Here is an 11,522-nt window from a genome sequence, read left to right on the forward strand (position 1 = left end):
CTTTTGTTACAGGAATGTAAAAGATTTAAACGTTAAAATGAAGTTCATAAATTCGTCATGAACTTATCTGTAAGTTTCCCAAAAATCATGTATAATGATTCTTAATCTTTGCTATATATATAGTAAAAAACCATTAACTGATAGTTTAAAAGGGGGTGATTCCATGGGGCAGGGAGACATAGCAGACGAAGCAGATTTGCAAGTATGGTTAATGTAATAAAAGTAGCGTGCATTAAAAAGAGATTGAAAGTTACATTTATGCACCTGGAATCACCTTTATACATAAAGGTGTAATCCAGTCGATACTTTTATAAAACAGGAGGTGTTCTCTTATTCTGCCGTTTGACAGAATAAGAAAACGTATTGATTACACTTAATTTAATATTAGTTGCGCTTTTAATTGGTTTGACCGCGTTCTTCGTAGCGGCTGAGTTTGCCATTGTAAAACTTCGTAGTTCAAAGGTTGATCAGCTGATTGCTGAAGGAAGAAGAGGGGCACTTGCAGCTCAAAGGGTAACCACACATCTTGACGAGTATCTATCTGCCTGTCAGTTAGGTATAACAATTACAGCTTTAGGCTTGGGTTGGTTAGGTGAGCCGACTGTTGAGAAAATCTTAAATCCAATTTTTGCTGATTTTGGCTTTTCATCAACGCTGTCACATTTATTATCCTTTGCTATTGCCTTTGCTCTTGTTACGTTTCTACACGTTGTAGTCGGGGAATTGGCTCCGAAAACAGTTGCTATTCAAAAAGCAGAAACGGTAACACTATTATTAGCGCCAGCTCTTATTTGGTTTTATCGCTTAATGTATCCATTCATCTGGTTATTAAACGGGTCAGCACGTATTTTAGTCGGTCTTTTCGGGCTAAAGCCAGCTTCTGAGCATGAAATCGCTCATAGTGAAGAAGAGCTTCGTATTATTTTGTCAGAAAGCTATGAAGGTGGAGAAATTAACCAAGCGGAATATAAGTATGTAAATAACATATTTGAGTTTGATAATCGCGTTGCACGTGAAATTATGGTGCCAAGAACAGAAATGATTGTGGTATCAAATGAGGATACAATAGAAGAGTTCTTAAAAGTAGCAGTAGAAGAACGCTATACGCGTTATCCGTTTGTAGCAGAAGGTGACAAAGATCAAATTATTGGTTTAATTAACCTAAAAGAAGTTTTAAATGATGTGGTCATTCATAGTCACTTAAAGCAAGAGAAGGTTGAGCGATATATGAAGCCAATTATCCAGGTTATTGAATCAATTCCAATTCACGATTTACTGTTAACCATGCAGAAGAATCGTACGCAAATGGCTGCTTTAATTGATGAATATGGCGGGACGTCTGGACTTGTTACGATTGAAGATATTCTTGAAGAAATCGTTGGAGAAATCCAGGACGAGTTTGATGGCGAAGAAGTTCAAGAGGTTCGTAAAGTATCAGACGATCATTACCTTTTAAATGCCAAAGTGCTAGTTGAAGAGGTGAACGACTTATTAGGAATTCACATCGAAGAAGAAGAAGTCGATACGATTGGCGGTTGGATTTTAACACAAAAAACCGATATTGAGCTTCACGATTGTATCGTTTACGAAGGTTATGAGTTTAAGGTGACTGATGTAGATGGATTGCAAATAAAAGAAGTAGAAGTAAGGAAACTGCAAGAAAACGCAGCTGAAGTATAATAAAAAGCCAGCTTGGCCATATGGTCAAGCTGGCTTTTTATATGTTATTCCTGCGCTTCCAATCTTCATAAAAATGCAGCAACGTTTGGTGTATGCCCTGGAGTGCCATTAACACTAAGTAAAGCATCATAAATAACACGATTTCACCTGTGAACAATGCAATAACGGCCAACCAAACATAAAACATTTTATCTTTCATTCTCTTTTTCCCTTTTAAATAGAACTAAGCTTTGAGGAGCCACTTTCCCGCTTCTTCTAAGTTCGTAGCAATATAATGAGGGGAATTTTTCGTTTGTTCATGCTTATTCTCAGCAAGAGCTTTTTTTCCTGCACCTGTTTGCACTAAAATGGTTTTTGCTCCTACTTTCCTTCCAGCTTCAATGTCCGTCCACCGATCTCCAATTATCACGCATTTTGATAAGTCTAACTGATGCTTACGGGCAGCTTCTATAAGCATGCCGATACTCGGCTTTCTGCATGTGCATCCCGTAGTATGATGATGGGGACAAATGCAAAAATCGTCAAACCCAAATGAAGTCAATTCGTTTATAAACTCATTTTTGGTTGCTTCTCCGCTTGAAATTCCAGGCTGGTTGGTAAAAGCAAATAGTTTAATATTGTGCTCTTTTAACAAATGAATGGTTTTTAATGAAAAAGAAAAAAAAGCGAATTGTTGTAAAGTCGATTAGCTTTATAGTGTTGTTTCCGTTACTATATGTATTATTTTTAGGGTGGCAAGCGTTTAGCGAAAAGTCTTTTGACGTAGCAGGTATTGTATTGATTAGCGGTGTTTTAATGTTTCTTGCTGAATATATTTCATTAAAACGCTCGTATGCAAAAAATAAAGAGCTGTTAGATTAATGAATCCATACTATAAAACAGTAATTAGCTTATAAAGAAATACAGGCTATAATAAAGCCTGTATTTTTATGTGGTGAAAAAAATGAATATTTTGTTTTATTTATTTATAATCCTAACTCATTGCTTGAATCCTTGGAGTAAGATAAGATATGTTCATATGAAAGGTGTGAATAGAAATTGATAGTACGTACTGAAGAAGAAAGGCAAGGCTTAATGAAAATTGGAAAGATTCTTGCTGAGATAAGAGATACGTTAGTAAAAGAAACGAAGCCTGGAGTTACAACGGGCGAACTAGATGAATTAGCTAAAGAACTTTTTGAAAAACATGGAGCAATTTCTGCTCCGAAAGAACTATTTGATTTCCCAGGCTATTCTTGTATTAGTGTAAACGAAGAGGTAGCTCACGGCATTCCTGGTAAACGTGTAATTGAAGATGGAGATCTTGTTAATATTGATGTATCAGGTTCGAAAGACGGTTATTTTGCTGATACGGGCATTTCGTTTGTTGTTGGGGACAGTAATAAGTTTTTAGAGAAGCTTTGTAAAGCGACAAAAGAAGTATTTGATGAGGGACTTAAAAAGTTTAAAGCTGGTGGTAAGCTTAGTAATGTTGGGCGAGCTGTTCATAACAGTGCACGCAAACGTGGGTACACGGTTATTACTAACTTAACGGGTCACGGGGTAGGACATTCACTTCGCGATAAGCCAGATTACGTTCATAACTACTATGAGCCAAGAGACCGCACGCTTTTAAAAGATGGAATGGTTATTGCGTATGAACCGTTCGTGTCAACAAATGCTGAAGAAGCATATCAGCTGGATGACGGCTGGACGTTAGCGACAAATGATGGAAGCTTTGTTGCACAAATTGAGCACACAATCATTGTGACGAAAGGTCAACCAATTATCGTAACAGAATAGAAGCAGATGCCTTTGCATCTGCTTTTTTATAGTACTACTCATACCAAAGCTTAATTGTTTGTTGATTCATTTTAATGTAGGTGGAAAGTGAAGAAATGAAGATAAAAAAGAATAGAACAAAAATCGTTCTATTCTTTCTATTTACTAAAATAAATTTAGTTTATTTAAATTAGTAGTCCCATTTACCGTGGCGTTTGCTGCTTTTTTTATAAGAGCATCTTTCTTTCTTGTCGTAGCTGTGTTTCTTTTTGTCACAAGTTCTTTTGTCATCGTGCTTGTAATCTTTTTTGTAAGAATCTTTTTCGTAGCAGTAGCATTTAAACTCTTTCTTACCATAATCTTTTTTACCTTTACGGTGCTTGTCGTGTTTTCTACACATTGACAATCATCTCCCAGTTGTTTTATTAGTAGAAGCTCTAATGCATTCTACTTAATATAAGATATGAAAAACCGGACAACCTGGTATATGCAAAAGCCTGTATTGAGTAGAAAAGGGCGAGTCCATTTTTAACTTTATTATAATGAGCTGATTGACATTGACATAATGAAAGTGAATTTGATATAATTATCTCGAATTAAAGATATTTGATGTGAAAATAAATGATGGTATAAACATAATCCTAGTTAGGAGGAATTAGAATGAATGAATTAAAAGGTATTCATCACGTGACAGCTATTACGAGTAGTGCTGAAAAAAATTATGAGTTTTTCACGTATGTACTAGGGATGCGCTTGGTGAAAAAAACAGTCAACCAGGACGATATTCAAACCTATCATTTGTTTTTTGCAGATGATAAAGGAAGTGCTGGAACTGATATGACGTTTTTTGACTTCCCAGGAATTCCAAAAGGATCTCATGGTACGAATGAAATTTTTAAAACATCATTTCGTGTTCCAAACAATGAAGCACTTCAATATTGGGAAAAGCGATTTAATCGTTTAGGTGTTCATCACGGTGGTATTCAGGAACTATTCGGAAAGAAAACTTTATCTTTTGTGGACTTTGATGATCAGCAATACCAATTAATTTCTGATGAAGGAAATGTCGGAGTAGCTTCTGGTATACCTTGGCAAAAGGGGCCGATTCCACTGGAATATGCCATTACTGGACTTGGTCCAATCTTTGTACGCGTGGCGAATTATGAGTTCTTTAAGGAAGTATTAGAGAAAGTATTATTATTCCGCGAGGTGGACCAAAAAGGTGACTTGTATCTATTTGAAGTTGGAGAAGGTGGGAACGGTGCTCAAGTAGTAGTTGAACATAACACAACTTTACCTGAAGGTATTCAAGGGTATGGAACCGTTCACCACGTTGCGTTCCGAGTGAATGATCGTCAAGTACTTGAAGAGTGGATTGATCGACTTGCGAGCTTTAGATTTCCAACATCAGGCTATGTGAATCGTCATTTCTTTGAATCTTTATATGCTCGCGTTTCTCCTGGGATTTTATTTGAATTTGCAACGGATGGTCCAGGATTTATGGGAGATGAAGAGTATGAAACACTAGGAGAAAAGCTTTCACTTCCTCCATTTTTAGAGCCTAAACGTGAACAAATTGAAAAGCTTGTACGACCAATTGAAACGGTTCGGAGTACAAAACACTTTGAAAAAGAGTATGAGTAAAGGTAGCTTCCAATGGAAGCTGCTTTTTTTTTACGTCATTGTTAGAAGAACTGACGTATAATAGAAGAGAAGGTGTGGGGGTGATGATCATCAATAAAAAGAAAATGGTTTTATTTGCTGTTTCCATTATGATTGCAGCACTAAATATGAGGCCAGCTATTAATTCAATTTCCCCTATTTTACAGGAGCTTACGTCAGCACTTCAAATGAATGCGTCTACGGCTAGCCTTTTGACAGCTGTACCCGTGTTGTGTATGGGAGTGTTTTCACCGCTTGCTGCAAGCTTGGCTCAAAAATTTGGGCTAGAGCGTATTATTGGGTATGCGCTTTGTTTGATTGGAATTGGGACGGTACTACGTTTTTTTACATATTCAACAGGCTTTTTAATTATGACCTCGCTTATAGCAGGAGTAGGAATTGCCGCTATGGGCCCGCTTTTGTCTGGCTTTATAAAAAAATATTTTAATGAACATGTACCGTTTATGATTAGTCTGTATACAGCTGCTTTGACAACAGGAGCAGTTGCCGCTTCATGGCTTTCAGTTTCGATTTATGAAAACACAAATTCGTGGAGAGTGACGCTGAGCGTTTGGGTACTATTTGCTATTGCTGCTATTCCGGTGTGGTGGCAATGGGTTTTGAAAAATAGCGAAAGTCCCTCTGGTCTTTCGGTACCCGAAGAAGTGAAGCCTATACCTTGGAAAAGCCAACGCGCGTGGCTATTAACGTTATCTTTTGGCTGTATGGCCATGATTTTTTATTCGGCAACGGCTTGGATTGCTCCACTGATTGAAAATCAGGGCTATTCGAAGCAGTATGCAGCAAACATTCTTACGCTCTTTACTGCAACTCAAATTCCAGTGGGTTTTTTATTACCAGTTTTATTAAAAAAAGTGACATCACGCCTTTTTTGGCTCTGGTTTGCCGCTGGAATGGAAGCGTTAGGTCTACTTTTATTAGCTCTTGAAGTTGTTCCATGGGTGGGTGCAATCTTTATTGGTATCGGTGCTGGAACGCTATTTCCGCTAAACTTATTACTACCGATTGATTTATCGAAAAACGCTGATGAAGCTGCTGGCTTGTCAGCAATGACCCAGTCAGCTGGCTATATCATCGGTGCATTAGGACCAATTATCATCGGTACTTTAGTTGACTTAACCGGTCAATTTTACTCCACGTATGTTTTTTTATTTGTTGTGACATTTACGATGAGTATTATTCAATGGTTTGCTATGAGATCGGTTTCTAGAAATAGAGGGTAGTAGTATGGGATAAGAAAGGGGAAGAATAAGACCTTCTTCTTTCTTATCTATCATAAATGGACTAGCATTATTACAAAAAACGTTAACTGTGTTAGAAAGTTTGTAATCTTGTAGAATAAGTCGAATGCATTAGTTGAATTTTAAATGAAGAAACAGGACTTATATCCAATATCTTCTAATCAAGTTTTCTTTTACAATAATAGTAGAAGCACAATCCTAGTTATGCATCTATTATTCTTGTAGGAGGAAGTGCCATGAAAAAATCGTACGCAGCATTATCGCTAGCATCACTGCTTGCTCTAACAAGCAGCCCCTCATTTACATCTGCTACTATTCATTCAGAAACATCCGTTCATCAAGACTCATCTTACGCTATCAATCATTCATTGTTAAAAAAAGCAAAACCTGAGGAGGTTGGCATGTCATCTGCAAAGCTAAAAGAAGTGGATGCCATGATTGAACAAGAAATTAAAAGGGGTTTTCCAGGTGCCGTATTACTTGTTGTAAAAGATGGTAAGGTTGTGAAAAATACCGCGTATGGCTATGCTAAAAAATATAACAGTGCCACACCGCTAAAACACCCTGAGAAAATGAAGACAAATACTATGTTTGATTTAGCATCCAATACGAAAATGTATGCGGTAAACTTCGCTCTCCAAAAGCTGGTTAGCGAAGGGAAGCTAAATTTAAATGAAAAGGTTCAAACATATCTACCAGACTTTAAAGACCAATCAGAGGATGTTATTAAAGGAAAGGATCAAATGAAAGTGATTGATTTACTTCATCATAGCGGGGGATTTCCACCAGATCCACAATACTTTCATCCAAAAGCGGGTGCTTTATATTCTCAGGAAAGAGACAGAACCATTAGTTTAATTTCCAAGACACCTCTTCAATACGAACCAGGAACAAAGAATGTATACAGCGACGTTTATTATATGCTCCTCGGCGTTATCGTTGAGAAAATTACTAATCAGCGCTTAGATCATTATGTGGAAAATGAAATTTATCGACCATTGGGCTTGAGACATACACTGTTTAACCCGCTACAAAAAGGGTTTAAGTCAAAAGACTTTGCGGCAACTGAACTACAGGGCAATACGCGGGATGGTGTTATCAACTTTCCGAATGTTCGAACTTACACACTGCAGGGAGAAGTTCATGACGAAAAAGCATATTATTCAATGGCAGGTGTTTCGGGGCATGCTGGCTTGTTTTCAACAACGAGTGATTTAGCAGTTTTACTACAAGTCATGTTAAACGGAGGAGGATATGGTCGTCATCAATTATTTAATGAGCAAACAATTCAAACCTTTACAGAGCCGTCACCTATGAACTCTACATATGCACTTGGATGGAGACGAAACGGGGATGAAAGCATGGAATGGATGTTTGGTCCTCATGCAAGTCGAAATGCAATTGGCCATACTGGCTGGGTTGGTACTGTCACAATCATTGATCGAGAGAAGGGTTTAGGTATTGTTTTATTGACGAACAAGAAACATTCACCACTTATTAATCCGTCAGAAAATCCAAATCGCTTTGAAGGAGATGTGTTTGAAACCGGTCAATATGGAAGCGTTGTAACAGGCGTTTATGACGCCATTGAATAGAGAGTGAAGAAAGAAGGAGCTGAGGTTAATCAGCTTCTTCTTTCTTCTTTTTTTTGAAAACGCATTCAAAAAGATGTTGAACTCCATCGGAGGTTTTGATAAAATAAATTTAGTTAATTTTACTAAAAAGTAGTAAAATTAACTGTTTTGCCGATGACTGCATAATAAGCAAGCAGTCTTTTTTCGTAAACTGTTTGGTCTATACCAATTTTCGTATGCTATCATAAAAGCAAATAGAAGTTTTACAGGGAGTGGCTAACTTATGGCAACGATTAAAGATATTGCACAGCAAGCAGGCGTTTCAATCGCTACCGTATCTAGAATTTTAAATAGTGATCAAACTCTATCCGTCGCTGACGATACGCGTAAGCGAGTAATTAACACTGCAAAAAGCTTAAATTATCAGTCGTCAAAAAGAAAAAATACGGCGTATTCAAAATTAACAGAGACTCGTTCTATCGGTTTAATCCTAACAACATCACAAAAAGATGAAGTGAATGATCCATACTTTTTATCTATTCGATTAGGCATCGAAAGTATTTGTGAAGCTTATCAATTTAAAATTGAAAACGTATTTGTGGTTGGTGAAAATGAAATCCCTAAAGGCGGACTTAATCATTTGGACGGCTTAATCGTGATAGGAGCAATTGACGAAAAAGATTTAGCGTCATTTTATTACAATAAAAATAGGCTAATCTTTGTTGACTATACACCTAAAGGTAATGATTTTGATGTAGTGACGTCTGATTTCGAAGCTGCAACTAGAGACTTAATTGAAAAGCTAGAAGAAATGAAGCATAAAGATATTGCCTTTATTGGTGGGAAAGTGATTACAAAGCGCCTCAGTGACAGTGCCGGAGAGCATCATTCTGAAAGACGTCAAAACACGTATGAACGAGTGATGAAAGAAAAAGGGAACTTTCATTCACGCTATGTAAAAGTAACGGGATGGGATCCAATTCATGGATACGAAATGACGAAAGAATTAATTAATCAAGAAAGCATGCCTACTGCAATTATTGTAGCGAGTGACCCATTGGCTATTGGAGCTTTAAAAGCGCTTAATGAAGCAGGTATTCATGTGCCAAAGGAAGTATCAATTGTTAGTTTTGATGATATTAGTGCAGCAGCTTACCTAACTCCAAGCCTATCTACAGTTAAAATTCATACAGAAGAAATGGGGAAAACAGCGGTAAAGCTTCTTCATGATAGATTAAAAGGAAGAGAGTTACCAATTAAGGTTATGTTACCTACGAGCTTTATTGCTCGGGAAAGTATAGCAGAAAAGATAGAATGACAACAAAGCTAGGGGAGATGGAGAGAAATGTCTATTTTATTTGACGAAAAGAATAAGATCTTTCACTTGAAAGCAAAAGATACAAGCTACGTAATGGGGCTTGTTCGAGATAATTACTTAGCTCATTTTTACTGGGGGAGAAAGATTAATAACTACAATCACACAAACCAAATCCAGCCGTTAGACCGTTCGTTTTCGCCGAACCCGTATCAAGGAGACCGCACGTTTTCACTGGATTGGTTACCTCAAGAATACCCTCAGCATGGAAACGGTGATTTTCGTTCACCAGCTTATCAAGTAGAACTATCAAATGGTACAGCGGTTACGGATTTACGTTATAAAGAGCATCGAATTTATAAAGGGAAACCTAGCTTAGAAGAATTACCAGCTACATATATTCATTCTGATGATGAAGCAGAGACTCTAGAGGTTGTGTTAGAAGATAGCATTATTGGCTTAGAAGTAACGTTACAGTATACGGTTTTTGAAAACTATAATGGGATTACGCGTGCGACAAAGTTTGAAAACCAAGGGAAAGAGTCTATAAAGTTGATTCGTGCTCTCAGTGCTAACGTTGATTTTCGGGACGCAGAATTTGATATGCTTTCACTGCCAGGTGCATGGGGGAAAGAGCGTCATGTTGAGCGTCAGCCATTGCATACGGGTATTCAATCTGTTGGCAGTATAAGAGGTGCAAGCAGCCATCAGCAGAATCCTTTTCTTGCGCTGCTTCGTAAAGATGCGACTGAATATTCTGGAGAAGTATACGGATTTAACTTTGTTTATAGCGGTAATTTCTTAGCCCAAGTAGAAGTAGACCAGTTTTCAACGGCGCGTTTATCTGTAGGCATTCACCCGCATAATTTTACGTGGTTACTAGAAAAAGAGGAGGCTTTTCAAACTCCTGAAGTCGTCATGGTATATTCAGCTGCAGGTTTATCAGAAATGTCTCACACTTTCCATAATTTATATAAAAACCATCTATTACGCGGTGAATTTAAAGAGAAAGAGCGTCCAATACTAGTAAACAACTGGGAAGCTACTTACTTTGACTTTGATGCGGAGAAAGTAGAGCAAATTGCCAAGGTAGGTAGCGAGCTTGGCATGGAGCTGTTTGTACTTGATGATGGCTGGTTTAAAAAGCGCAACTCAGACACAACGTCACTTGGAGATTGGTTCGTTGATAATGAGAAACTTCCTGCAGGCTTAGAAGATGTGGCCAAACGTGTAAACAACGTAAACATGGAGTTTGGCTTATGGTTTGAACCTGAAATGGTCTCAAAAGATAGTGATTTATATAGAGAACATCCGGATTGGTGTTTGCACGTACCGAACCGTCATCGAACGGAAAGTCGAGAGCAACTGGTTCTTGATTTTTCTAGAGAAGATGTACGCGCTGAAATTACAAAACGCATCTCAGCTATTCTTTCAAGCGTTCCAATTACGTATGTAAAATGGGACATGAACCGCCACTTAACAGAAGTGGGTTCAGCACTTCTTCCTGCTGAGCGTCAAAAAGAAACGTCTCATCGCCATATTTTAGGCGTATACAAAATGATGGAGGACCTTACAACTGCATTTCCTCATATTTTATTTGAAAGCTGCTCTGGTGGTGGAGGACGCTTTGACCCAGGGATGCTGTATTACATGCCGCAAACTTGGACCAGCGATAACACGGATGCGGTTGAACGTCTGAAAATTCAGTATGGCACAAGCCTTGTGTACCCGATTGTATCAATGGGAGCGCACGTATCAGATATTCCGAATCACCAAGTTCATCGCTATGCACCATTAAAGATGCGCGGTGATGTAGCAATGGCTGGCAACCTTGGCTATGAGCTAGATTTAACGAAGCTAACAGATGAAGAGAAACAAGCTGTAAAAGAGCAAATTGTGGAATATAAGGAAATTCGAAGACTCATTCAGTACGGTAATTTTTATCGACTCTTAAGTCCATTTGAAGGACATGAAACAGCATGGTTATTTACGGATGAAGCAAAAGAAGAGGTAGTAGTATTTTATTATCGTGTACTTGCTGAGCCGGCGGCACCTTTGCGCTCGATCAAACTTCATGGGTTAGATTCAGAGAAATCGTATGAATTAATAGGAACAGATAAGGTGTATGGGGGCGATGAGCTTATGTACAGTGGAATTCATATCCCTATTTCCTTACAAGGCGACTTTCAAAGCTATGTGTGGAAATTTAAAGCAAAAAGATAAAGAAAGGGAGGCTGGGACATAAGGATTTCAGCCAATGATAAACCT

11 protein-coding genes are annotated in these 11,522 nt (G+C 38.0%); 8 read left to right on the top strand and 3 right to left on the bottom strand.

From position 1 onward, the window contains the following. The first annotated feature begins 363 nt into the window (after nt 1-363). Nucleotides 364-1,680, top strand: coding sequence for a hemolysin family protein (locus BFL01S_RS16470; RefSeq protein ID WP_061786349.1), 1,317 nt, complete (start codon nt 364-366; stop codon nt 1,678-1,680). Nucleotides 1,681-1,717: 37 nt separating this feature from the next. Here BFL01S_RS16470 and BFL01S_RS20810 read toward each other — a convergent pair whose 3' ends face one another. Both BFL01S_RS20810 and BFL01S_RS16475 read right to left on the bottom strand, forming a co-directional pair. Continuing rightward, on the bottom strand, nt 1,718-1,867 hold the full coding sequence (locus tag BFL01S_RS20810) for a hypothetical protein (protein ID WP_169799869.1): 150 nt from the start codon (nt 1,865-1,867) through the stop codon (nt 1,718-1,720). Nucleotides 1,868-1,903: 36 nt separating this feature from the next. Further along, a complete protein-coding gene (locus BFL01S_RS16475; protein ID WP_225002445.1) occupies nt 1,904-2,314 on the bottom strand; it encodes an HAD-IIIA family hydrolase in 411 nt (136 codons plus the stop codon). A gap of 14 nt (nt 2,315-2,328) precedes the next feature. Here BFL01S_RS16475 and BFL01S_RS16480 point away from each other — a divergent pair, with 14 nt between their 5' ends. Together BFL01S_RS16480 and map are read left to right on the top strand one after the other, a co-directional pair. Beyond that, nucleotides 2,329-2,541, top strand: coding sequence for a hypothetical protein (locus tag BFL01S_RS16480; protein WP_061786350.1), 213 nt, complete (start codon nt 2,329-2,331; stop codon nt 2,539-2,541). 177 nt (nt 2,542-2,718) lie between these two features. Next, nucleotides 2,719-3,462, top strand: coding sequence for a type I methionyl aminopeptidase (map, locus tag BFL01S_RS16485; RefSeq protein ID WP_061786351.1), 744 nt, complete (start codon nt 2,719-2,721; stop codon nt 3,460-3,462). 144 nt (nt 3,463-3,606) lie between these two features. Here map and BFL01S_RS16490 read toward each other — a convergent pair whose 3' ends face one another. Next, entirely contained in the window at nt 3,607-3,798 is a 192-nt protein-coding gene (locus BFL01S_RS16490; protein ID WP_025910905.1) for a hypothetical protein, read from the bottom strand. Nucleotides 3,799-4,101: 303 nt separating this feature from the next. On the opposite strand from BFL01S_RS16490, the gene BFL01S_RS16495 reads away from it, so the two are divergent. The 5 genes from BFL01S_RS16495 (at nt 4,102) to BFL01S_RS16515 (ending at nt 11,477) form a co-directional block, all read left to right on the top strand. Further along, on the top strand, nt 4,102-5,085 hold the full coding sequence (locus BFL01S_RS16495; protein ID WP_025910907.1) for a ring-cleaving dioxygenase: 984 nt from the start codon (nt 4,102-4,104) through the stop codon (nt 5,083-5,085). Between the two features lie 83 nt (nt 5,086-5,168). Then, nucleotides 5,169-6,347 carry an MFS transporter gene (locus BFL01S_RS16500; protein ID WP_061786352.1) on the top strand — a complete coding sequence of 393 codons (1,179 nt, stop codon included), beginning with the start codon at nt 5,169-5,171 and terminating at the stop codon, nt 6,345-6,347. Between the two features lie 254 nt (nt 6,348-6,601). Then, the gene (pbp4b, locus tag BFL01S_RS16505) at nt 6,602-7,960 is read left to right on the top strand and encodes a penicillin binding protein PBP4B (protein WP_061786353.1); all 1,359 of its coding nucleotides are present in this window, start codon (nt 6,602-6,604) and stop codon (nt 7,958-7,960) included. Nucleotides 7,961-8,222: 262 nt separating this feature from the next. Further along, complete coding sequence (locus BFL01S_RS16510; protein ID WP_025910913.1) at nt 8,223-9,257, top strand: LacI family DNA-binding transcriptional regulator; 1,035 nt, start codon at nt 8,223-8,225, stop codon at nt 9,255-9,257. Between the two features lie 27 nt (nt 9,258-9,284). Further along, nucleotides 9,285-11,477 carry an alpha-galactosidase gene (locus BFL01S_RS16515; RefSeq protein WP_025910914.1) on the top strand — a complete coding sequence of 731 codons (2,193 nt, stop codon included), beginning with the start codon at nt 9,285-9,287 and terminating at the stop codon, nt 11,475-11,477. Nucleotides 11,478-11,522 lie beyond the last annotated feature (45 nt).

Source organism: Priestia flexa NBRC 15715, assembly GCF_001591565.1.
Lineage (GTDB): Bacteria > Bacillota > Bacilli > Bacillales > Bacillaceae_H > Priestia > Priestia flexa.

Excerpts from the sequence above, each read along its gene's own strand:
- BFL01S_RS20810 (WP_169799869.1), bottom strand. The coding sequence starts at position 1,867 with ATGTTTTATGTTTGGTTGGCCGTTATTGCATTGTTCACAGGTGAAATC.
- BFL01S_RS16480 (WP_061786350.1), top strand. The coding sequence starts at position 2,329 with ATGAAAAAGAAAAAAAAGCGAATTGTTGTAAAGTCGATTAGCTTTATA.
- BFL01S_RS16490 (WP_025910905.1), bottom strand. The coding sequence starts at position 3,798 with ATGGTAAGAAAGAGTTTAAATGCTACTGCTACGAAAAAGATTCTTACA.
- BFL01S_RS16495 (WP_025910907.1), top strand. The coding sequence starts at position 4,102 with ATGAATGAATTAAAAGGTATTCATCACGTGACAGCTATTACGAGTAGT.
- BFL01S_RS16500 (WP_061786352.1), top strand. The coding sequence starts at position 5,169 with ATGATCATCAATAAAAAGAAAATGGTTTTATTTGCTGTTTCCATTATG.
- pbp4b (WP_061786353.1), top strand. The coding sequence starts at position 6,602 with ATGAAAAAATCGTACGCAGCATTATCGCTAGCATCACTGCTTGCTCTA.
- BFL01S_RS16510 (WP_025910913.1), top strand. The coding sequence starts at position 8,223 with ATGGCAACGATTAAAGATATTGCACAGCAAGCAGGCGTTTCAATCGCT.
- BFL01S_RS16515 (WP_025910914.1), top strand. The coding sequence starts at position 9,285 with ATGTCTATTTTATTTGACGAAAAGAATAAGATCTTTCACTTGAAAGCA.